Source organism: Streptomyces sp. NPDC025618, assembly GCF_055558795.1.
Genome location: NZ_JBVHLW010000044.1, coordinates 20,372 through 42,831, shown reverse-complemented (window position 1 = coordinate 42,831; position 22,460 = coordinate 20,372). Strand labels below are relative to the sequence as shown.

13 protein-coding genes and 2 pseudogenes are annotated in these 22,460 nt (G+C 72.2%); 11 read left to right on the top strand and 4 right to left on the bottom strand.

What is annotated here, in order from left to right; translation table 11 throughout:
* Positions 1 to 251: 251 nt before the first annotated feature.
* On the bottom strand, positions 252 to 1,235 hold the full coding sequence (corA, locus tag ACZ4A5_RS26940; RefSeq protein WP_467589507.1) for a magnesium/cobalt transporter CorA: 984 nt from the start codon (positions 1,233 to 1,235) through the stop codon (positions 252 to 254).
* A gap of 115 nt (positions 1,236 to 1,350) precedes the next feature.
* Between corA and ACZ4A5_RS26935 the strand changes: the two genes are divergently transcribed.
* The 4 genes from ACZ4A5_RS26935 to mshC all read left to right on the top strand — a co-directional run bounded on the left by ACZ4A5_RS26935 (position 1,351) and on the right by mshC (position 5,020).
* On the top strand, positions 1,351 to 2,046 hold the full coding sequence (locus tag ACZ4A5_RS26935; RefSeq protein WP_398872570.1) for a histidine phosphatase family protein: 696 nt from the start codon (positions 1,351 to 1,353) through the stop codon (positions 2,044 to 2,046).
* Positions 2,047 to 2,186: 140 nt separating this feature from the next.
* Complete coding sequence (locus ACZ4A5_RS26930; protein ID WP_398872572.1) at positions 2,187 to 2,777, top strand: DUF3090 domain-containing protein; 591 nt, start codon at positions 2,187 to 2,189, stop codon at positions 2,775 to 2,777.
* Positions 2,741 to 3,568 (top strand): SCO1664 family protein, encoded by an 828-nt coding sequence (locus ACZ4A5_RS26925; protein WP_467589500.1) that lies wholly within the window; start codon positions 2,741 to 2,743, stop codon positions 3,566 to 3,568. The genes ACZ4A5_RS26930 and ACZ4A5_RS26925 overlap by 37 nt, the downstream gene beginning before the upstream one ends.
* A 222-nt stretch (positions 3,569 to 3,790) precedes the next feature.
* Positions 3,791 to 5,020: a cysteine--1-D-myo-inosityl 2-amino-2-deoxy-alpha-D-glucopyranoside ligase gene (gene mshC / locus ACZ4A5_RS26920; protein WP_467589495.1), complete on the top strand. Its 1,230-nt coding sequence runs from the start codon at positions 3,791 to 3,793 to the stop codon at positions 5,018 to 5,020.
* Between the two features lie 91 nt (positions 5,021 to 5,111).
* On the opposite strand, the gene ACZ4A5_RS26915 is transcribed toward mshC, so the two are convergent.
* A complete protein-coding gene (locus ACZ4A5_RS26915) occupies positions 5,112 to 6,839 on the bottom strand; it encodes an AAA family ATPase (RefSeq protein ID WP_467589492.1) in 1,728 nt (575 codons plus the stop codon).
* Between the two features lie 294 nt (positions 6,840 to 7,133).
* Between ACZ4A5_RS26915 and ACZ4A5_RS26910 the strand changes: the two are divergent.
* Positions 7,134 to 8,444 (top strand): annotated as a pseudogene (locus ACZ4A5_RS26910) (N,N-dimethylformamidase beta subunit family domain-containing protein); the annotation flags it as partial.
* 294 nt (positions 8,445 to 8,738) lie between these two features.
* On the opposite strand, the pseudogene ACZ4A5_RS26905 reads toward ACZ4A5_RS26910, so the two are convergent.
* Both ACZ4A5_RS26905 and metH read right to left on the bottom strand, forming a co-directional pair.
* A pseudogene (locus ACZ4A5_RS26905) lies at positions 8,739 to 11,036 on the bottom strand (glycoside hydrolase family 31 protein); the annotation flags it as partial.
* A gap of 329 nt (positions 11,037 to 11,365) precedes the next feature.
* Positions 11,366 to 14,872 carry a methionine synthase gene (metH, locus tag ACZ4A5_RS26900; RefSeq protein WP_467589489.1) on the bottom strand — a complete coding sequence of 1,169 codons (3,507 nt, stop codon included), beginning with the start codon at positions 14,870 to 14,872 and terminating at the stop codon, positions 11,366 to 11,368.
* Between the two features lie 248 nt (positions 14,873 to 15,120).
* Between metH and ACZ4A5_RS26895 the strand changes: the two genes are divergently transcribed.
* The 6 genes from ACZ4A5_RS26895 to ACZ4A5_RS26870 all read left to right on the top strand — a co-directional run bounded on the left by ACZ4A5_RS26895 (position 15,121) and on the right by ACZ4A5_RS26870 (position 22,335).
* A complete protein-coding gene (locus tag ACZ4A5_RS26895; protein WP_467589487.1) occupies positions 15,121 to 15,885 on the top strand; it encodes an IclR family transcriptional regulator in 765 nt (254 codons plus the stop codon).
* Between the two features lie 298 nt (positions 15,886 to 16,183).
* Positions 16,184 to 16,966, top strand: a complete 783-nt coding sequence (locus ACZ4A5_RS26890) for an MIP/aquaporin family protein (protein WP_467589485.1) — start codon at positions 16,184 to 16,186, stop codon at positions 16,964 to 16,966.
* A 41-nt stretch (positions 16,967 to 17,007) separates the two neighbouring features.
* Positions 17,008 to 18,540, top strand: a complete 1,533-nt coding sequence (gene glpK / locus ACZ4A5_RS26885) for a glycerol kinase GlpK (RefSeq protein ID WP_467589482.1) — start codon at positions 17,008 to 17,010, stop codon at positions 18,538 to 18,540.
* Between the two features lie 2 nt (positions 18,541 to 18,542).
* Positions 18,543 to 20,150 carry a glycerol-3-phosphate dehydrogenase/oxidase gene (locus ACZ4A5_RS26880; RefSeq protein WP_398872587.1) on the top strand — a complete coding sequence of 536 codons (1,608 nt, stop codon included), beginning with the start codon at positions 18,543 to 18,545 and terminating at the stop codon, positions 20,148 to 20,150.
* Positions 20,151 to 20,461: 311 nt separating this feature from the next.
* Entirely contained in the window at positions 20,462 to 21,469 is a 1,008-nt protein-coding gene (locus ACZ4A5_RS26875; protein ID WP_467589479.1) for a PAC2 family protein, read from the top strand.
* Between the two features lie 164 nt (positions 21,470 to 21,633).
* Complete coding sequence (locus tag ACZ4A5_RS26870; protein WP_467589476.1) at positions 21,634 to 22,335, top strand: HAD family hydrolase; 702 nt, start codon at positions 21,634 to 21,636, stop codon at positions 22,333 to 22,335.
* Positions 22,336 to 22,460 lie beyond the last annotated feature (125 nt).

The following is a 22,460-nucleotide window of genomic DNA, read 5'->3' as shown; positions in this document are numbered from 1 at the left end:
GGGGGATTCCTCGGACCGGGTCTACGGCCGTGGTGGGGGCTCGGGGTGTCTTCCCCGCCACGGCCGGTACAGAACACAACGCCCGTACGGCCGAGGGGTTACGCCTCGCGGCGAGCTTTGCCGCACCTTCGACACGCCGGGCGGCGTGCGTGCCGTGCCCGGCCGCGAGCCGGTTCGCCGCCTCCGGCGGAGGCGCCCTGCGGACGGGCCCTCATCCGGCACCCGGGGCGCCGTGCGTGCCGCGCCCCGCGTCAGAGCCACCCGCGCCGCTTGAAGTAGCGGTGCAGCCAGAAGACCAGACCCGCCATCAGCACGACCGCCGCCGGGTACCCCCAGGGCTGCCGCAGCTCCGGCATGTCGTGGAAGTTCATGCCGTAGATACCGGCGATCATCGTCGGGACCGCCGCCATCGCCGCCCACGCGGAGATCTTGCGCATGTCGTCGTTCTGCTGGACGCCCACCTGTGCCAGGTGCGCGGACAGTATGTCGGTGAGCAGCCGGTCCAGGCCGTCCACGTACTCGTTCGCCCGCGTGAGGTGGTCGCTCACGTCGCGGAAGAACGGACGCGAAGGCTCCGGCACAAAGGGCACACCCGCGCCCGTCAGCCGTGACATCGGCTCCGTCAGCGGCCCCGACGCCCGCCGGAACTCCATGACCTGGCGCTTGAACGCGTAGATCCGCGACGCCGTGTTCTTGGAGTCCCCGCCCACCGGGGCGAAGACCTCCGTCTCCAGCTCCTCCAGGTCCGCCTGGAGCTCCATCGCCACGTCGATGTACTGGTCCACGATCGCGTCGCTCACCGCGTACAGCACCGCTGCGGGCCCGTGCCGGAGCACCTCCGGCTCCTGCTCCAGCCGTTGGCGCACCTCGGCCAGCGGGCTGCCCTCGCCGTGCCGCACGGTCACCACGAAGGAGTCGCCGAGGAAGAGCATCAGCTCGCTGGTGGTGACGGTGTCCGCGGCGTCGTCGTAGGTGACGGGCTTGAGCACGACGAACAGGGAGTCCTCGTAGACCTCCAGCTTCGGCCGCTGATGGGCCTTCAAGGCGTCCTCGACGGCCAGCGGGTGCAGCCCGAACTCGCTGGTCACCAGCTCGAACTCCTTCTCCGTGGGCTCGTGCAGCCCGATCCAGAGGAAGGAGTGGCCCTCCGCCCGCGCCTCCTCGAGCGCGTCGGAGAAGTCGGCGGGCCCCTCGGTGCGGCGTCCGTCACGGTAGATAGCGCAGTCCACGATCACGCGTGCATTGTGCCGTTGTCCACCCCCGGAACACCAAGCCCGGCCGGGGAGCGGGAACCCACGGCCCGACAGGACGGGCAGCGACCCCCGCCGCCCACCGCCTAAGGTGAACGGCATGCCCACGCTGATCCTGCTCCGGCACGGCCGGTCCACCGCCAACACCGGCGGAGTCCTCGCAGGGTGGACCCCCGGCGTCGCCCTGGACGAGCGCGGCGCCGCCCAGGCCGCCGCCCTGCCCGCCCGGCTCGCGCAACTCCCGCTCGCCGCCGCCGTCTCCAGCCCGCTCCAGCGCTGCCGGGAGACCCTCGCGCCGCTGCTCGCCGCCCGGCCCGCGCTGCCCGTGCACACGGACGACCGGATCGGCGAGTGCCACTACGGCGACTGGTCCGGCCGCAAGATCGCCGAACTCACCGAGGAACCCCTCTGGGAGGTCGTCCAGCGGCACCCCTCCGCCGCGGCCTTCCCCGGCGGCGAGTCCGTACGCGCCATGCAGGCACGCGCCCTCGACGCCGTGCGGGAGTGGAACGCCCGGATCGAGGAGGAGCACGGCCCCGAGGCCGTCTACCTCATGTGCTCGCACGGCGACATCATCAAGTCCCTCGTCGCCGACGCCCTCGGCACCCACCTCGACCTCTTCCAGCGGATCGCGGTCGACCCCTGCTCCGTCACGGCCATCCGCTACACCCGGCTGCGCCCCTTCCTGGTGCGCCTCGGCGACACCGGCGACCTGCGCAACCTCGCCCCCGCCGAGGAGGCGCCCGCCGTGCCCGGCGCCGACGGCGTCGTAGGGGGCGGGGCGGGAGCACCGTGATCGCCGTGCGCAGTAGGGTGGTGGCGCGGCCCCGGCCGCCGCTCCACCCGTGATCAGCGCACGGAAGGCCGGCCCCCAGCCGTTCCCGCCGGCCACCTGAGACCACCAGCCGACCCCCCCGAACCAAAGGGAGCAGGACGTTGTCCCGTCAGGTGTTCCTCTATGACCCGCCGGACCGTTTCGTCGCCGGTACGGTCGGGCTGCCGGGCCGCCGCACTTTCTTCCTCCAGGCCACCGCGGCCGGCCGGACCACCAGCGTCGCCCTGGAGAAGGCGCAGGTGGAGGCGCTCGCCGAGCGCATCGACGAGCTGCTGGACGAGGTCGTCCGGCGCACCGGCGGCAATGCCCCGGTGCCCGCCGTGGCACCCACCGAGATCAGCGACACCGCGCCGCTGGAGTCCCCCGTCGAGGAGGAGTTCCGCGTCGGCACCATGGCCCTGGCCTGGGACGGCGAGGGCCAGCGGATGATCGTGGAGGCCCAGGCGCTCGTCGAGCTGGACGCGGACACCGACGAGGACCTGGCCGAGGCCGAGGAGCGGCTGCTCCAGGACGAGGCGAACGGCCCGCCCATGCTGCGCGTACGGCTCACCGGCGCCATGGCCCGCGCGTTCGCCAAGCGCGCCCTGGAGGTCGTCAACGCCGGCCGCCCGCCCTGCCCCCTGTGCAGCCTGCCGCTCGACCCGGAGGGACACGTATGTCCGCGCCAGAACGGATACCGCCGCGGAGCGTGACCCCGCACGAGCTGCTCACCCTGGGCGAGCTCACGGTGCGCGGCCGGGTCCGCGAGGCGTCCAACGCCGTCCTCTACTGCACGGTCGAGTACGAGGGCGTGAGCGCCGCCTGTGTCTACAAACCGGTCGCCGGGGAGCGCCCCCTGTGGGACTTCCCCGACGGCACGCTCGCCCAGCGCGAGGTCGCGGCGTACGAGCTCTCCGAGGCCATGGGGTGGGGGCTCGTCCCGCCCACCGTGCTGCGCGACGGCCCGTACGGCGAGGGCATGGTCCAGCTGTGGGTCGAGGCGTCCGAGGACGAGGCCGACGGCCGGCTCCTGGCCCTCGTCGACGGCGAGGAGCCCGGGCAGGGCTGGAAGGCCGTGGGCTTCGCCGACGTGGGGGAGGAGCGCACCGCGCTGCTCGTGCACGCCGACGACGAACGGCTGCGCCGCCTCGCCGTGCTCGACGCGGTGATCAACAACGGTGACCGCAAGGGCGGCCACCTGCTGCCCGCCGCCGACGGCCGGCTCTACGCCATCGATCACGGCGTGACCTTCAACGCCGACGACAAGCTGCGCACGCTGCTGTGGGGCTGGGCGGGGGAGCCGCTGCCCGAGGAGGCGATCGAGGCGCTACGGCGACTTTCGGCCGATCTGGCCGACGGAAGCCCCCTGGCCGTGCGCCTCGCCGAACTGATCACCCCCGCGGAGATCGCCGCGCTGCGCGAGCGGGTCGTCGATCTGCTGCGCACGGGACGGCACCGCGAGCCGAGCGGGCAGTGGCCGGCCATCCCCTGGCCTCCGGTGTAGCCGCCGGGGGCCTGGTACCCGCCGCTCCTGGGCCGGGTCCGCCGTGCGGCTCGGCCGCGCGGCGAGCCCGTCGGCCACCGCCCGCGTCCCGCGCGCGGTGGCCCCGGGCAAAGGCCGGCCCGATCCGGAAGCACAGCGCGGCGCCATGGCGCAAGACAGCTGATTCGGCCAACAGCCGGATCCGGTTCGTATCCGGAACATGCGTCCGGTTACGCTCATGTCATGTATGCCTGGCCCGCTTCTGAGGTTCCCGCCCTGCCTGGCAGTGGCCGCGACCTCCGGATCCACGACACCGCGACCGGTGGACGGGTGACCCTCGTCCCCGGCCCCGTCGCCCGTATCTATGTGTGCGGCATCACGCCGTACGACGCGACCCACATGGGTCACGCGGCGACCTACAACGCGTTCGACCTCGTGCAGCGCGTGTGGCTCGACACCAAGCGGCAGGTTCACTACGTCCAGAACGTCACCGACATCGACGACCCGCTGCTGGAGCGGGCCGTGCGTGACGGCGAGGACTGGACCGCCCTCGCCGAGCGCGAGACCGCGCTCTTCCGCGAGGACATGACCGCCCTGCGGATGCTCCCGCCCCGGCACTACGTCGGCGCCGTGGAGTCGATACCGAAGATCGTCCCCCTGGTGGAGCGGCTGCGCGACGCCGGTGCCGCCTATGAACTCGAGGGCGACATCTACTTCTCCGTCGCCGCCGACCCCGCCTTCGGCGGCGTCTCCGGCCTCGACGCCGAGGCGATGCGGCTGCTGTCCGCCGAGCGCGGCGGCGACCCGGAGCGCCCCGGCAAGAAGAACCCCCTCGACCCGATGCTGTGGATGGCCGCCCGCCCGGGCGAGCCCAGCTGGGACGGGGCCACCCTCGGCCCCGGCCGCCCCGGCTGGCACATCGAGTGCGTCGCCATCGCCCTCGACCACCTCGGCATGGGCTTCGACCTCCAGGGCGGCGGCTCCGACCTGGTCTTCCCGCACCACGAGATGGGCGCCTCGCACGCCCAGGCGCTGACCGGCGAGCACCCCTACGCCCAGGCGTACGTGCACGCCGGGATGGTCGCCCTCGACGGCGAGAAGATGTCCAAGTCCCGGGGCAACCTCGTCTTCGTCTCCGCGCTGCGCCGCGAGGGCGTCGACCCGGCCGCGATCCGGCTGGCCCTGCTGTCCCACCACTACCGCGCCGACTGGGAGTGGACCGACTCCGTCCTGACCGGGGCGCGGGAGCGGCTCGCCCGCTGGCGCGCGGCCGTCTCGCGTCCCGACGGGCCGTCGGCCGACGCCCTGGTGGAGGAGATCCGCGAGGCCCTCGCGGACGACCTCGACGCGCCGCGCGCCCTCGCCGCCGTCGACGCCTGGGCCGCGGCCCAGGCCACCGACGGCGGCACGGACGAGGGAGCGCCCGGCCTGGTCTCCCGCGCGGTGGACGCGCTGCTGGGCGTGGCGCTCTAGGAACGCCTCCCCGATCCGCCGGACGGGCCGCTGCCGTGGCCCGTCCGGCGGACCGGGAACACCGGTGGCGCACACGGCGCCACCCGCGGGATCACTCCGCCGCCGCGCCCACGTGCGGCTCCGCCAGCTCCTGGTAGGCGCTCGCGATGTCCTCGGCGAGCAGCGTCGTGATCTCCTCACGCGTCGGCGTGCGGCCCTCCTCCAGGACGGCCGCGACCCGCAGATCCCGTACGGCGGCGGCCTTCTGGCAGAGCTCACGGGCGAAGCGGCCGTTGCCGAGCTTCTCGCCGAGCTCCCGGTCGAGCGCCTCGGTGAAGCACCCGGCGAGCACGGCCCTGGCGGCCGGGTCCACCGTGTCGCCCTGCTGGCCGATCAACGACTCGGCTATGAGCAGCAGTTCCTCCGCCGAGTACGAGGGGAAGTCCACCCGGGTCGTGAAGCGCGAGGCCAGACCGGGGTTGGTGCTCAGGAGCTCGGCCATCTCCTTGCGGTAGCCCGCGAGGACCACCACGAGTCGGTCCCGGTCGTCCTCCGCCCGCTTCAGCAGCACCTGCACGGCCTCCGAGCCGAACGCGTCGCCGCCGTCGTAGCCGCTGTTGACCAAGGCGTACGCCTCGTCGACGAACAGCACGCCGTCCATGGCCGAATCGATCACCTCGGTCGTCTTGATGGCGGTCGCCCCGAGGTACTGGCCGACCAGGTCGACGCGCTGCGCCTCGACGACGTGCCCGCTCTCGAGCAGGCCCAGTCCGGCGAAGACCTTCCCGATGATCCGGGCGACGGTGGTCTTGCCCGTGCCGGGCGGACCGGCGAACACGAAGTGCTGGGGGCGCGCCGCGGCCGGCAGCCCCTGCTCCTCGCGCAGGGCCACCATGCGCAACTGCGCGATGAGCGTGCGCACCTGGCGCTTGACCGGCTCCAGGCCGATCATGGCGTCCAGCGCCTCCTGGGCCTCCCTGAGGAGCGCCGCGCGCGCCCCGTCCGGCACGGGCACCGCGGCGGGCCTCGTGGCCGGAGGGGTGTCCTCCGTGGCGGCCACGTCCCCCTCCCCGGCCTCACCCTCGCCCAGCAGCTCCTGGACGACCTCCGCCACGTCGGCCAGGCCGGGGTCCAGGCGGTGCGCGTGCTGATAGTGCCCCAGCGCCGCGTCCGGATCGCCGAGCCCCTCGCACGCCGCCCCGCGGTAGTAGGACACCGCGGCCTCGAACGTGTCGCCGGAGTCGAAGTGCCGGGGCATCGGCGCCAGGATCCGCAGGGCCTCGTGGTATTCCGCGCGGTGCAGATGCGCCGCCCCGACGTACAGGTTCGCCTCCTCGGCGGCCATGCCCTCGTCCTCGATGGCACGGGCCCACGTCAGCACCCCGGGCCAGTCGCCGGTCTCATGGGCGAGGCGTACGCGCAGCAGCCGGAGCGCGTCGTTCTCGTAGGGCGGCCGGGCCAGTGCCTGTGCCGCCCGCTCGTAGTCCTCGTCATCCAGCAGCCGGGCCACGTTCGCGAACCACAGGTCGTCGGCGATCACGAGCTCCGTCTGGACGTACACGCCGACGTAGTACCACGACGTCAGCGGCATGCCGTACTTCCGCTGCAGGGCGCCGAACGTGGCCACGTGCTCGTTCATGGCCGCGAGGGCCTCCTCCTCCCGGCGGGCCGTGGCGTGCAGGCCCAGCCAGGCATCGGCGGCGGTGGGGTCGTGCAGCACGGCCTCCTCGAACAGCGCGGCAGCGGCGTCGAGATCGTCCCTCCGCAGCAGCGCCACTCCCTGCTTCCAGGCGCGCTCGGCCTTCTTCACGGAACGGTGGGCTTCGAAGGCTCCCAGCACAGCTTCTCCCTACTCACGCGCGGCCCGGCCGATCGGGCAGCCGGCCAGGCACTGATCATCCCAGGACCGTGACCGCAGCCGTGAGCAGGACTGTGACCGCAGCCGTTGGCAGGGCCGTGACCAGGAACGGAGCCCGGCCGACACCTCAGGCGGGCCCGAAGCAGCCGGTGAGCGCCGCCCGCGGCCCGGCCCCCTCCGCCGGGCCCCGGCAGGCATGGCCGTCCGCCCGGACGGAGCAGTCGCCGTCGGCCCCCGCTTGCGCCGCCGCGGGCCCCCGCGCGCAATGGGAGGGTCATGTCCGAGAACCCGTGGGACCGGCGGCACTTCCTCGGCGCTGTCGCCGGGGCGGGCGCCGGCGCGGTCGTGGCCGGGTGTTCCGGGCCGGACGGCACGCGGCAGCGGGAGCCGGGCACCGCCCGCTCGGTCGTGGCGGAGAACGAACGGCCGGGAGACCGCGACTGGGGGCTGCGGCGCGGCGCGGACCGGGCCGTCGAGGGGTATGCCGACCAGGTGAGCGTGCTGCCGGGGGAGTCGCTGCGGCTGCATGTCTCCACCACCGCGCGGGAGTTCCGCGCCGAGGCGTTCCGCATGGGCTGGTACGGAGGTGCCCAGGCGCGCAAGGTCTGGGCCTCGGAGGCCGTACCGGGCACCGCGCGGCCGCTTCCCCCGGTCACCGGCGCCACCCGCACCGTCGCGGCCGCCTGGCGGCCCTCGCTGGAGATCCCCACCCGCGGCTGGCCGGAGGGCGCGTACCTGATCCGGCTCACCGCCGCCACCGGGGAGCAGCGGTACGTACCGGTGACCGTGCGTTCCTCGCGCACGGACGGCAGGCTCGTGCTCGTCAACGCGGTCGGCACGTGGCAGGCGTACAACACCTGGGGCGGCCACAGCCTCTACCACGGCCCCGGCGGCAAGGGCGACGACACCAACCGTTCCCTCGCGGTCAGTTGCGACCGCCCCTACGACGGCGACGGCGCGCCGCTGTTCACGACGTACGAGCAGCCCGCCATCGCCCTCGCCGAGCGGCTCGGCCTGCCGCTGGCGTACGTCACGACCATGGACATCGACCGCGAACCCCACCTGCTCAGCGGCGCGCACGGCATCGTCTCGCTGGGCCACGACGAATACTGGACGCCCGCGACGCGCGCCCGGGTCACGGCCGCGCGCGACGCGGGCACCAACATCGCCTTCCTGGGCGCGAATGCCTGCTTCCGCCGCGTCCGCCTCGAGCACACCGCCACGGGCGACCGCCGCCTGGTCGTCTGCTACAAGAGCGACTGGGCACGGGACCCGATGTGCGGCAAGGACGACGCCGCCGTCACCACGGACTGGCGCGAACCCCCGCACGCCGTGCCGGAGAACTCGCTGACCGGGACGCTCTACGAAGCCAACCCGACGACCGCCGACTACGTGGTCACCGAACCCGGCCACTGGCTCTTCGAGGGCACCGGCGTCGCGCGCGGCACGGCCTTCCGCAATCTGGTGGGCACCGAATACGACCGCGTGGGCGCCGGGCAGGCCACACCGCGCCCGATCGAGATCGTCGCCCACTCCCGGCTGGTGTGCCGGGGCGTACGGACCTTCGCCGACTCCGCCTACTACACGGCCCCCGGCGGCGCGGGCGTCTTCAACACCGGCACCATGCGCTGGGTCGAGTCCCTCACCGGCGACGGCGGCCACGGCATCCCCCCGGCCACCGCACGCTTCACGGCCCAGGTCACCGCCAACCTCTTCCACACCTTCGCGAGGGGCCCGGCCGGGCGCACGCACCCGGCGGCGGACAACCTCACGGCCCACGATCCCTACGACGGCGACCCGGTCGCGGAGCGGCGGGATCTGTGGTGCTCCAAGGGGGACCGGGCCCCGCCCGTCCCGGCGGGAGCCCGGCCCCGTGGGTCAGATCGCGCTCGCTCCCCGCAGCGCCACCGTGAACGCGCGGTCCGTCGGCAGCGCCGCCGTCCGCACGTGCACCACGCCACCGCGGTCGGAGCCGTCGTACCACCAGCCCGCGCCCTGGCCGCCCGTGCCGGAGAGCCGGGGCAGGGTGCGGCCGTCCAGCGTCACCGACGCCGGGGCCGTGCCGCTGTGCACCGTGAACTCGTACGGCCGGGCGGCCTGCTTGCCGTGGAAGTCGCCCTTGGAGGCGCCGACGTCCAGGGTCACCGTGCCCCGCCCCGCGCGCGGCGCGTGGACCGTCAGCTTCTGCTGGGCGTACGCGCCCGCGCGGTGGGCCCGGGTGACGCCGTCGTCCTCGTAGAGCGTGAATGACGACCGGCCCTGCGGATAGACGTCCCAGGCGAGCGGTGAGGACGGCGTGCGGTCCTCGTACGACCGGATCCCGGGCCACATCGGGATGCCGGCACCCGCCTTCACGAACAGCGGCAGGGTGTCGAGCGGCGCGCGGTATCCGTCCAGCGTCCGCGGGCCCTCGTAGGCGCGGCCCGTCCAGTAGTCGGTCCAGGTGCCCTTGGGGAGATAGATGCCGTTACGGACCTCGGTGTCCTCGTAGACCGGTGCCACGAGGAAGTCCTGGCCCGAAAGGAACTCGTACTTGGCGGCGTCGGACGACGCCTTGGGGTCGTCCGGGTACTCCAGCGCGAGCGGCCGCACCGGGCCGACGCCGGTGCGGTGCGCCTCCGCCGCGTAGGAGTACATGTACGGCAGCAGCGACTCCTTGAGCTTGAGGTACTTGCGGTTGATCGAGGTGTACGGATCGCCGTACCGGTAGGGCTGCTTGTCGCTGGGCGCCCAGCCGTCCATCGTCATCACGGCCGGCAGGAACGCCTTCCACTGGAGGTCACGGACGTACGTCCGGGGACCGCCGGCGAAGATGCCGTCGACGTCGCCCGTGGTGTACGCGAGGCCGGACATCGTCGCGCCCGCGTACGTCGGGATCTGCCAGCGGATGTACTCCCACGAGCCCTTCTGGTCGCCCGACCACTGGACCCCGCAGCGCTGCGCGCCCGACCAGCTCTCCGGCGCCCAGGTGAAGCCGCGGGCGTCGCTGTTGTCCTCGATGCCCTTGTACGCGTCCTTGCAGCCGTCGAGGGCGAACTTGTAGCCGTCGCCGACCCAGGCGACGTCGAGCTTGGCCACCCGCTGGCCGGCCTTGACCTGGTCGGCGAGCTTCGCCAGGCCGTCCTGGGTCCACAGGCCCATCTTCGTCTTGTGGCCGGCCAGGCCCTTGTTCACCTCGGGCAGGTTCTCGTAGCCGCAGCCGTAGCCGTCGTTGACGAGCATCCAGCCGTTCGGCATGTCGTTGGCCGTATAGCCGTCGGCCACCTTCAGGGCGTCCAGGGTGTGCCGCTCGCCGCGGTTGGCGTTGTGCAGATAGCAGTCGGAGTCGCCGACCTCCAGGCCGTAGACCGGCGGCAGGAAGGGGCGGCCGGTCAGCTTCGTGTACTGCCCGATGACGTCCTTGGCCGTGGGCCCGGCGAAGTAGTACGCGTCGAAGCGCCGCTCCTTCTCGGTGGTCGTCACGGGGTCGCCGAAGGCGTATGTGCCGGGGGCGTAGGTGTTGCGGAAGACGCCGTAACCGGCCGAGGAGAGGTAGTACGGCACGGAGTTGGGGTGGCCCCCGTCGTCCCAGTTGTAGTCGACGCCGATCTCGACGGTCGTGCCCCGGTGCGAGGTGTTGCCGCGGCCGTTCTGCATCCCGCCGCCGTAGAACTGCTCGCGGGCGCCGCGGGCGAGGGTCTGGGTCGTGCTGTCCTTGTCCCAGCTCAGCCCCTTGGCCTCGGCCCAGAGGCGGGTGCCGTCCGCGCGGCGGAGTTCGAAGCGCAGCGGGGATTTGTACGCGCGCAGGGTGACGGCGGAGGTGCTCAGGTCGTAGCGGTCGCCCTTGTCCTTCCAGCGGGTACGCGGCGGCGCGCCCTGCGGCAGGACGATGTCCTTGCCGGTGGGGTCGGTGAAGGCGCCGTCGGGGGCGAGTTCGATCCGGAAGGTGTCGGCGGAGACGAAGGTGACGCGCGCCTGGGCGCTGCCGGCGGTCAGCCGGTAGGCGGCGGGCCCGGCGGCCGTGAAGCCGGTGACGTCGCCGACGGTCGTCCGCTCCGCGCCGCCGGCCGGGGAGCGGGCCGGGGAGCCGTGCGCGCTGCCGACGGGCCCGGCGAGCGCCGCCGCGAGCCCGAGGAGAGCGGCGGCCACGGCCGCTCTCAGTCGGGTCGGTGTTCTCCTGCGTCGTGTCGGTGAGCTCATGCACGCGTGCTTAGTGATGCGGGCGTGCGCCTGTCCATGGATTCTCGGCGGGCGCGCCTGGACTTTCCCCGGCGCGAAGTGGGAGTCCCGCTTTCCGGCGCGTGAACGAAACCGTGTGGAAGGCGCACAGTGGGGAGGCGGTGAAGGCCGGGGGCCCGGGGGCAACCCCCGGGCCCCGGCCGTAGACACCCGCCCCGCTACCGAGCGTTGCTGTGCTGTTCCGGGGGCAACCCCCGGGCCCCCGGCCGCGGACACCCGCCCCGCTACCGAGCGTTGCTGTGCTGTTCCGGGGGCAACCCCCGGGCCCCCGGCCGCGGACACCCGCCCCGCTACCGAGCGTTGAAGTACTTCGCCTCCGGGTGGTGGATCACGATCGCGTCCGTCGACTGCTCCGGGTGCAGCTGGAACTCCTCCGAGAGGTGGACGCCGATGCGCTCCGGCTCCAGGAGGGTGGCGATCTTGCCGCGGTCCTCCAGGTCGGGGCAGGCGCCGTAGCCCAGGGAGAAGCGGGCGCCGCGGTACTTGAGGGCGAACATGTCCTCGACGTCGGCCGGGTCCTCACCCGCGAAGCCGAGCTCGGAGCGGACGCGGGCGTGCCAGTACTCGGCGAGGGCCTCGGCCAACTGGACGGACAGGCCGTGCAGTTCGAGGTAGTCGCGGTAGGCGTCGGCGGCGAAGAGCTCCGCCGTGGCCTCGCCGATGCGGGAGCCCACGGTGACGACCTGGAGGCCCACGACGTCGGTCTCCCCGGACTCCTCCGGGCGGAAGAAGTCCGCCAGGCACAGCCGGCGCCCGCGCCGCTGGCGCGGGAAGGTGAAGCGGGTGCGCTCGGTGCCGTCCTCGTGCAGGAGGATCAGGTCGTCGCCCTTGGAGACGCAGGGGAAGTAGCCGTAGACGACGGCCGCTTCGAGGAGGTTCTCCGTGTGGAGCTTCTCCAGCCAGCCGCGCAGCCGCGGCCGGCCCTCGGTCTCGACGAGCTCCTCGTAGGTCGGGCCGCCCGCGCGGGCCTGCTTGAGCCCCCATTGGCCCTTGAAGAGCGCGCCCTCGTCGAGCCAGGAGGCGTAGTCCTTCAGGCCGATGCCCTTGATGACGCGGGTGCCCCAGAAGGGCGGCTCGGGCACGCGGTTGTCCACGGCCACGTCGGAGCGCACCGCGCCCTCCGGCTCCTCGACGACGGCCGCCGCGGCCTCCCGCTTGGGCACCCGCCGCTGCTTGAGCTCCGGCAGCGTCGCCCCCGGCACCCCCCGCTTGACCGCGATCAGCGCGTCCATCAGCCGCAGGCCCTCGAAGGCGTCACGGGCGTAGCGGACCTCGCCCTCGTAGATCTCGTGCAGGTCCTGCTCGACATAGGCGCGGGTGAGGGCCGCGCCGCCGAGGATCACCGGATAGTCGGCCGCCAGCTTGCGCTGGTTCAGCTCCTCCAGGTTCTCCTTCATGATCACGGTGGACTTCACCAGGAGCCCGGACATGCCGATCACATCGGCCCGGTGCTCCTCGGCGGCCTCCAGGATCGCGGAGACGGGCTGCTTGATGCCGAGGTTGACGACGTTGTAGCCGTTGTTGGAGAGGATGATGTCGACGAGGTTCTTGCCGATGTCGTGGACGTCGCCGCGCACCGTGGCCAGCACGATCGTGCCCTTGCCCGCCGCGTCGGACTTCTCCATGTGCGGCTCGAGATAGGCGACGGCCGACTTCATGACCTCGGCCGACTGGAGGACGAACGGCAGCTGCATCTGGCCGGAGCCGAAGAGCTCGCCGACCACCTTCATGCCTTCGAGCAGGGTGTCGTTGACGATGTCGAGGGCGGGGCGCTCGCGCAGCGCCTCGTCCAGGTCGGCCTCCAGGCCGTTCTTCTCGCCGTCGATGATGCGGCGCTGGAGCCGCTCGTCCAGCGGCAGCGCGAGGAGCTCCTCGGCCTTGCCCGCCTTCATGGACTTCATGTTGACGCCCTCGAAGAGCTCCATGAGCTTCTGCAAGGGGTCGTAGCCCTCGGCACGCCGGTCGTAGATGAGGTCGAGGGCGACCTTGACCTGCTCCTCCTCCAGGCGCGCGATCGGCAGGATCTTGCTGGCGTGCACGATCGCCGAGTCCAGGCCGGCCTTGACGCACTCGTCGAGGAAGACGGAGTTCAGCACGACGCGGGCGGCCGGGTTGAGGCCGAAGGAGATGTTGGACAGACCCAGCGTGGTCTGCACCTCCGGGTGGCGGCGCTTGAGCTCGCGGATGGCCTCGATGGTGGCGACGCCGTCCTTGCGGGACTCCTCCTGACCGGTGCAGATGGTGAAGGTCAGGGTGTCGATGAGGATGTCGCACTCGCGGATGCCCCAGTTGCCGGTGAGGTCCGCGATGATCCGCTCGGCGATGGCGACCTTGTTCTCGACCGTACGTGCCTGGCCGTCCTCGTCGATGGTCAGCGCGATGAGCGCCGCGCCGTGCTCGGCGGCCAGGGCCGTCACCTTGGCGAAGCGGGACTCGGGGCCGTCGCCGTCCTCGTAGTTGACGGAGTTGATGACCGCGCGCCCGCCCAGCTTCTCCAGACCGGCGCGCAGCACGTCGACCTCGGTGGAGTCGAGCACGATCGGGAGGGTGGAGGCGGTGGCGAAGCGGCCCGCGAGCTCCTCCATGTCGGCGACGCCGTCGCGGCCGACGTAGTCGACGCACAGGTCGAGCATGTGCGCGCCCTCGCGGATCTGGTCGCGGGCCATCTCCACGCAGTCGTCCCAGCGGGCGGCGAGCATCGCCTCGCGGAACTTCTTCGAGCCGTTGGCGTTGGTCCGCTCGCCGATCGCGAGGTAGGAGGTGTCCTGCCGGAAGGGCACGGTCTGGTAGAGCGAGGCGGCGCCGGGCTCGGGGCGGGGCGCGCGCTCGGCGGGCCGCATGTCGCGGACGCGCTCGACGACCTGCCGCAGGTGCTCCGGCGTGGTGCCGCAGCAGCCGCCGACGAGCGACAGCCCGTACTCCCGGACGAACGTCTCGTGCGCGTCGGCCAGTTCGGCGGGGGTCAGGGGATAGTGCGCGCCGTCCTTGCCCAGGACCGGCAGGCCGGCGTTGGGCATCGCGGAGACCCGGGTGCGGGCGTGCCGGGACAGATAGCGCAGGTGCTCGCTCATCTCGGCCGGGCCGGTGGCGCAGTTCAGCCCGATCATGTCGATGCCCAGCGGCTCCAGCGCGGTGAGCGCGGCGCCGATCTCGGAGCCGAGGAGCATGGTGCCGGTGGTCTCGACGGTGACCTGGACCAGCAGCGGCAGGTCGGCGCCCGCGGCCTCCAGGGCGCGCCGGGCGCCGACGACGGACGCCTTGGTCTGGAGCAGGTCCTGGGTGGTCTCGACCAGGATCGCGTCGGCGCCGCCGGCGACGAGGCCCTCGACATTGCGCTGATAGGCGTCGCGGAGCTTGCCGTACGGGGCGTGGCCCAGGGTCGGCAGCTTGGTGCCCGGGCCGACCGAGCCGAGCACCCAGCGGGTGCGGCCGTCGCGGCCGGTGAAGTCGTCGGCGACCTCGCGGGCGATGCGCGCGCCCGCCTCGGAGAGTTCGAGGATGCGGTCGGCGACGTCGTACTCGCCGAGGGCCGCGAGGTTCGCGCCGAAGGTGTTGGTCTCCACGCAGTCGACGCCGACGGAGAAATACGCCTCGTGCACCGAGCGCACGATGTCCGGCCGGGTGACGTTGAGGATCTCGTTGCAGCCTTCGAGCTGCTCGAAGTCGTCCAGACTGGGGTCCTGCGCCTGGAGCATCGTGCCCATGGCTCCGTCGGCCACCACGACCCGGGAGGCGAGGGCCTCCCGGAGTTCGGAGGCTCGGGCGGTGCTCGCGGTCGATGGCGTGAACGAGGCCATGGAAGTGCTCCCGGGGTTGCGACGGCTGTCGGCTTTGCGCCTTCCGGCAGAAGGCGCACGTCGTCAGCGTAGCTGCCGCCTGCGCCGTTGGGAGGGGTGTCCCACGGCTTGATACGGGGATCCTGACGGCCTGACCAGGGACGCTCGCTCCGCGAAGATCATCCGAAGAGCCGCCGTCAGCTATCTCTCGGTCGGCATCGGCCGATAGTGTTCAGCATTGCCGAACGGCATGTGGAGGAGGTTGCGCGATGGCACGGACCATCCAGTCGCTCGAACGGGCGGCGGCGATGCTACGGCTGCTCGCGGGGGGCGAGCGACGGCTGGGGCTGTCGGACGTGGCCTCCGCGCTGGGGCTCGCGAAGGGGACCGCGCACGGCATTCTGCGGACCCTCCAGCAGGAGGGCTTCGTCGAGCAGGACCCCGCCTCGGGGCGCTATCAGCTCGGCGCGGAGCTGCTCCGGCTGGGGAACAGCTATCTGGATGTGCACGAGTTGCGGGCCCGGGCGCTCGTCTGGGCGGACGACCTGGCGCGCTCCAGCGGCGAGAGCGTCTATCTGGGCGTGCTGCACCAGCAGGGCGTGCTGATCATCCATCACGTCTTCCGGCCCGACGACAGCAGGCAGGTGCTGGAGGTCGGCGCGATGCAGCCGCTGCACAGCACCGCGCTCGGCAAGGTCCTCTCGGCCTACGACCCGGTGGCGCACAGTGAGGTGGCGGAGTCCGACCGTGAGGCGTTCACCCCGCGGACCGTGACCGAGCCGGCCGATTTCGAGAATGTGCTCGACCTCACCCGGGCCCGGGGCTGGGCCTCGGACATCGAGGAGACCTGGGCGGGCGTGGCCTCGGTGGCCGCCCCCATCCACGACCGGCGCCGGATGCCGGTGGGCGCGGTGGGGATCACCGGTGCCGTGGAGCGGGTCTGCGAGGAGGGCGAGCTGCGGGCGCAGCTGGTCGCGGCCGTACGGGACTGCGCGCGGGCCGTCTCCCGGGACCTGGGCGCCGGGCGCTTCTGACTCCGGGGAGGGGTGGATCCGGGCGGGATCGGGGCCTTAGGTCGCGGTTAGGTTACCGACGGGTATCGATCGAATGTTTTCGGCCCCTTGGCCCGGACTTTTCGGTCACGAAACCCTTGACGGGCCCTTGACCGTGCAGAAAACTGCCGTTCATCGGTCGGCATTGTCGAACACCTAACGACAATATTCGCTATGGTGGGCACTGCCGCGGGACCGATCACCGCCCTCTCGGAGGGCGCGGACCACCGGAGGGACCCGGGGTTCGCCTTCCCCTGGACGAAGGACAAAGGAGTCGCGGGTGTCCAGCTCCGACATCTTCATCGGCGAGACCATCGGTACCGCCGTGCTCATCTTGCTGGGCGGTGGCGTGTGCGCCGCCGTCACCCTGAAGCGCTCGAAGGCGCTCAACGCGGGGTGGCTCGCCATCACGTTCGGCTGGGGCTTCGCCGTGCTGACGGGGGCGTACATCGCCAACCCGTCCGGCGCGCACCTCAACCCCGCCGTGACGATAGGGCTCGCGATCGACGGCGCCACCAAGTGGAGCGACGTACCGCTCTACATCGGCTCCCAGATGCTCGGCGCGATGATCGGCGCCACCCTGGTGTGGGTCACGTACTACGGTCAGTTCCGGGCCCACCTCACCGACCCGGAGATCGTCGGCAGCCTCAACCCCCACGAGGGCATGGTCGACCAGACCGCGGCCCCCAAGGCCGGCCCGGTGCTCGGCATCTTCTCCACCGGACCCGAGGTCCGCAACGTGGTGCAGAACCTCGCCACGGAGATCATCGCCACCGCGGTGCTCGTGCTCGCGATCCTCACCCAGGGCCTCACCAAGGGCCTGGCCGTCAGCGGCACCGGCGTGCTGATGACCGCCTTCGTCGTGGTGGGCATCGGCCTCTCGCTCGGCGGCCCGACGGGCTACGCGATCAACCCGGCCCGTGACCTCGGCCCGCGTATCGTGCACGCGTTGCTGCCGCTGCCGAACAAGGGCGGCTCCGACTGGAGCTACGCCTGGATCCCGGTGGTCGGCCCGCTCGTCGGTGCCGCGCTGGCCGCAGGCATCCACAAGCTCGCGTACTGAGCACCCGCCGAGACCTTCAGACTTCCAGGAGCACACCAGACATGACCACCACCGGCACCCACGGCCAGGGCCCGTTCATCGCGGCGATCGACCAGGGCACCACCTCCTCCCGCTGCATCGTCTTCGACCGCGACGGACGCATCGTCTCCGTCGACCAGAAGGAGCACGAGCAGATCTTCCCGAAGCCGGGCTGGGTCGAGCACGACGCCACCGAGATCTGGGCCAACGTCCAGCAGGTCGTGGCCGGCGCCGTCGAGAAGGCGGGCATCACCGCCGCCGACGTCAAGGCGATCGGCATCACCAACCAGCGTGAGACCACGCTGATGTGGGACAAGAACACCGGCGAGCCCGTCCACAACGCCATCGTCTGGCAGGACACCCGCACCGACGGCCTCTGCAAGGAGCTCGGCCGCAACGTCGGCCAGGACCGCTTCCGCCGCGAGACGGGCCTCCCGCTGGCCTCCTACTTCTCCGGCCCCAAGGTCCGCTGGCTGCTGGACAACGTCGAGGGCCTGCGCGAGCGCGCCGAGGCCGGCGACATCCTCTTCGGCACCATGGACTCCTGGGTCATCTGGAACCTCACCGGCGGTGTCGACGGCGGTGTCCACGTCACGGACGTCACCAACGCCTCGCGCACCATGCTGATGAACCTGCGCAAGCTGGAGTGGGACGAGCGCATCCTCGCCTCCATGGCGATCCCGGGCTCCGTGCTGCCCGAGATCCGCTCCTCCGCCGAGGTCTACGGCACGGCCAAGGGCGGCGCCCTCGACGGCGTGCCCGTCGCCTCGGCCCTCGGCGACCAGCAGGCCGCGCTCTTCGGCCAGACCTGCTTCGAGCAGGGCGAGGCCAAGTCGACCTACGGCACCGGCACCTTCATGCTGATGAACACCGGTGACGAGCCCGTCCAGTCCTACAACGGCCTGCTGACCACCGTCGGCTACCGCATCGGGAACGAGAAGCCGGTCTACGCCCTCGAGGGCTCCATCGCCGTCACCGGCTCCCTCGTGCAGTGGATGCGCGACCAGATGGGCCTCATCAAGAGCGCGGCCGAGATCGAGACGCTCGCCAGCTCCGTCGAGGACAACGGCGGCGCCTACTTCGTGCCGGCCTTCTCCGGCCTGTTCGCCCCCTACTGGCGCTCCGACGCGCGCGGTGTCATCGCGGGCCTGACCCGCTACGTCACCAAGGCGCACATCGCCCGCGCCGTGCTCGAGGCCACCGCCTGGCAGACCCGCGAGATCACCGACGCCATGACGAAGGACTCCGGCGTCGAGCTCACCGCGCTCAAGGTCGACGGCGGTATGACCTCCAACAACTTGCTGATGCAGACGCTCTCGGACTTCCTGGACGCCCCTGTGGTGCGCCCGATGGTCGCCGAGACCACCTGCCTCGGCGCTGCCTACGCCGCCGGCCTGGCCGTCGGCTTCTGGCCGGACACCGACGCCCTGCGCGCCAACTGGCGCCGGGCCGCCGAGTGGACCCCCCGCATGGACGCGGACACGCGTGACCGCGAGTACAAGAACTGGCTCAAGGCCGTCGAGCGGACCATGGGCTGGATCGAGGACGAGGAGTAATCATGACAACCCCGCAGAGCGTTCCGACCCTGGGAACGCACCCGGCCTCCGGTGCCAACCCGGGCCGCGCCGAGACCCGGGAACGGCTGTCCAACGCGACGTACGACCTCCTGGTGATCGGCGGCGGCATCCTGGGCACCTCGGTGGCCTGGCACGCAGCGCAGGCCGGACTGCGGGTCGCCATGGTGGACGCCGGCGACTTCGCCGGCGCCACCTCCTCCGCTTCCTCCAAGCTCGTCCACGGCGGTCTGCGCTACCTGCAGACCGGCGCGGTCAAGCTGGTCGCGGAGAACCACCACGAGCGCCGGGTGCTGGCCAAGGACGTGGCCCCGCACCTGGTCAACCCGCTGACCTTCTACCTGCCGGTCTACAAGGGCGGCCCGGTCGGCGCCGCCAAGCTCGGCGCCGGTGTCTTCGCCTACTCCGCGCTGTCCGCCTTCGGCGACGGCGTCGGCAAGGTGATCTCCCCGGCCAAGGCCAAGGCCGACAACCCCGGTCTGCGCACGGACAACCTCAAGGCCGTGGCGGTCTACTACGACCACCAGATGAACGACTCGCGCGTCGCCGTCATGACGGTCCGCGCCGCCGTCGAGTCCGGTGCCGTGGTCCTCAACCACGCCGAGGTCACCGGCCTGCGCTTCACCCACGGCAAGGTCACGGGCGCCGAGCTCAAGGACCGCACGGACGGCGCCGAGTTCGGCATCGACGCGCGCGTCGTGCTCAACGCCACCGGCCCCTGGGTCGACCACCTCCGCAAGATGGAGGACAAGGGCGCGGACCCGTCGATCCGCCTCTCCAAGGGCGCGCACATCGTGATGAAGCGCAAGTCGCCCTGGAAGGCCGCCATGGCCACCCCGATCGACAAGTACCGCATCACCTTCGCCCTGCCGTGGGAGGACCAGCTCCTGCTGGGCACCACCGACACCCAGTACGAGGGCGACCCGGCGGACGTGCGCGCCACCGAGGCCGACATCCAGCAGATCCTGGACGAGGCGGCGTTCTCCATCCAGGACGCGGACCTCGACCGCGACCTGATGACGTACGCCTTCGCCGGCCTGCGCGTGCTGCCCGGCGGCCCCGGGGACGTGGCCCAGGCCAAGCGCGAGACCGTCGTCAGCGAGGGCAAGGGCGGCATGCTCTCCGTCGCCGGCGGCAAGTGGACCACCTACCGCCACATCGGCCGTACGGTCATGGCCAAGCTCGCCAAGCTGCCCGGCAGCCCGCTGACCGAGGACATGGAGCCCGTCTCCAACCTCGTCCGCCGGACCCCGCTGCCCGGTGTCGCCAACCCCAACGCGGTCGCCCACCGACTGCTGGTGGACCGCGACCCCGGCGCCCGCATGGACCCGCTGACCGCCCGCCACCTGGCCTCGCACTACGGCTCGCTGTCCTTCGACATCGCGCGCCTGGTCAACGAGAACCCGGAGCTCGGCGAGCGCATCCACCCCGACGGCCCCGAGATCTGGGCCCAGGTCGTCTACGCCCGTGACCACGAGTGGGCGGAGACGGTGGACGACGTCCTGCGCCGCCGCACCACGCTGACGATCCGCGGCCTCGACACCGAGGACGTCCGGGCGCGCGTCAAGGACATGCTGGGCGACAAGGGCTGAGGCCCCACCGCCCACTGAGGGGAGAGACGCCATCGGCCGTCTCTCCCCTCACGTGCGTGCACACCGGCGTGACCGGGGTACGAGGGGGTGAGGAAGTGCCCGTACAGGGGCTGCGAACAGGGGGCGCGGAAGTCGTAGTCTTAGGGGTCGCACGACAGGGAACGCGCTGCGGGGGGCCACTCCGGACGACACGGCACGATCCCGCACGACGCCGCGCGATCCCGAACAACCCTGAACAACCCCGAACAACACTGCACGGAACTGCAACCGGTGGTACGGACCCGTCCGCCCCGGTCGGAAGGAGGCGCTGGGTGATCGAGCTTGAGGGGGTTCCCGAGCTGATCGACCCGGTCATGATCTGTGCCTTCGAGGGCTGGAACGACGCCGGTGACGCCGCGTCCAGTGCGGTCGCGCACCTGGACCGGGAGTGGAAGGGGGAGGTCTTCGGCGCCCTCGACGCCGAGGACTACTACGACTTCCAGGTCAACCGGCCCACGATCTGGCTGGACGGGGGAGTCCGCAAGGTCACCTGGCCGACCACCCGGCTGTCCGTGGTGCGCACGGGCGGCGAGGGCAAGGGGCCCACGCGCGACCTCGTCCTGGTGCGGGGCATCGAGCCGAGCATGCGCTGGCGCTCGTTCTGCAACGAGATCCTGGGCTTCGCCCACGAGCTGGGCGTGGAGCTCGTCGTGGTGCTGGGCTCGCTGCTCGGCGACACCCCGCACACCCGGCCGGTGCCGGTCAGCGGGGTCACCTCCGACCCCGACCTGGCCCGCACCATGGATCTGGAGGAGTCCCGCTACGAGGGCCCGACCGGCATCGTCGGCATTCTCCAGGAAGCCTGCACGCACGCGGGCGTCCCGGCGGTGAGCCTGTGGGCGGCCGTGCCGCACTACGTCTCCCAGCCGCCCAACCCCAAGGCCACCCTGGCGCTGCTGAACCGCCTGGAGGACCTGATCGACCTGCGGATCCCGCTGGGCGAGCTCGCGGAGGACGCCCGCGCCTGGCAGCTGGGCGTGGACCAGCTGGCGGCCGAGGACAGCGAGGTCGCGGAGTACGTCCAGTCGCTGGAGGAGGCGCGGGACACGGCCGATCTCCCCGAGGCGTCGGGCGAGGCCATCGCTCGTGAGTTCGAGCGCTATCTGCGCCGCCGTGACGGCCAGCCCGGCGGCCTCGCGGCCGAGCCCGGCCTCACGGACGGCTCCTTCCTCCGTGACACCTCCAGCGGCCGCACGCGCCCGCCGCGGCCCCCGGCCAAGGAGGGCGACGGGGGCCAGCCGGCCGAGGAGGACCCGGAAGGGCCCGAGGGCCAGGGCTGAGCCACCGGTGCCGGGGGCGGCCGGCGCGACGGCGGCCCCCGGATATCGAAGCGACGCGGAAGGCGGTCCGCCGTACACTTGTCGGTCCGGTGAAGGCCGGTCCGGCCGTGCCCCGAGGGGTGCGGCCGGACCGGCCTTCTCGTCCCCTCAGGAGGTGTGCCCGGATGACCAGCAGCATCCCCGCAGTCGAGACCCGTCCCGCCGCCGGGTCGGCCCTGCAGGCCGTCCTGCTCGACATGGACGGCACCCTGGTCGACACCGAGGGCTTCTGGTGGGAGGTCGAGGTCGCCGTCTTCGCCGAGCTCGGGCACCGGCTCCTGGAGGACTACCGCGCGGTCGTCGTCGGCGGCCCCATGACGCGCAGCGCCTCCTTCCTCATCCAGGCCACCGGCGCGAAGATCGCCCTGGCCGAGCTGACCGCCCTGCTCAACTCGCGCTTCTCCGAGATGATCGGGCGCGGGGTGCCGCTGATGCCGGGCGCCCGCAGGCTGCTCGCCGAGCTCGCCGCCCACTCCGTGCCGACCGCGCTGGTCTCCGCCTCGCACCGGCAGATCATCGACCGGGTGCTGCACACGCTGGGCGCGGAGAACTTCACGCTGACCCTCGCCGGCGACGAGATGGAGCGGACGAAGCCGCACCCCGACCCCTATCTGCTGGCGGCAGCCCGGCTCGGCGCGGACCCCGCGCGGTGCGCCGTCGTCGAGGACACCATGACGGGCGTGACGGCCGCGGAGGCGGCCGGCTGCCGGGTGGTGGCGGTGCCGTCGGTGGCCCCGATCCCGCCGGCCGCCCGGCGCACGGTCGTGGGTTCCCTGGAGGAAGTCGATCTCCGCTTTCTCCACGGGCTGATGACCGGAAAGCACTGACGCGCGCACCGAGCGTGTCCCGGAATGCCCGGCGGCCCCGTGCCGCACCCGGGTGATTGTTTTCCGTGCCGAATGCGGTGGTCGAATTGCCCTGGGCGCCGCGGAGTTCGGCAGAGTTCACCGGA

Excerpts from the sequence above, each read along its gene's own strand:
- ACZ4A5_RS26925 (WP_467589500.1), top strand. The coding sequence starts at position 2,741 with ATGTCCGCGCCAGAACGGATACCGCCGCGGAGCGTGACCCCGCACGAG.
- metH (WP_467589489.1), bottom strand. The coding sequence starts at position 14,872 with ATGGCCTCGTTCACGCCATCGACCGCGAGCACCGCCCGAGCCTCCGAA.
- ACZ4A5_RS26870 (WP_467589476.1), top strand. The coding sequence starts at position 21,634 with ATGACCAGCAGCATCCCCGCAGTCGAGACCCGTCCCGCCGCCGGGTCG.
- ACZ4A5_RS26880 (WP_398872587.1), top strand. The coding sequence starts at position 18,543 with ATGACAACCCCGCAGAGCGTTCCGACCCTGGGAACGCACCCGGCCTCC.
- mshC (WP_467589495.1), top strand. The coding sequence starts at position 3,791 with ATGTATGCCTGGCCCGCTTCTGAGGTTCCCGCCCTGCCTGGCAGTGGC.
- ACZ4A5_RS26895 (WP_467589487.1), top strand. The coding sequence starts at position 15,121 with ATGGCACGGACCATCCAGTCGCTCGAACGGGCGGCGGCGATGCTACGG.
- ACZ4A5_RS26935 (WP_398872570.1), top strand. The coding sequence starts at position 1,351 with ATGCCCACGCTGATCCTGCTCCGGCACGGCCGGTCCACCGCCAACACC.
- glpK (WP_467589482.1), top strand. The coding sequence starts at position 17,008 with ATGACCACCACCGGCACCCACGGCCAGGGCCCGTTCATCGCGGCGATC.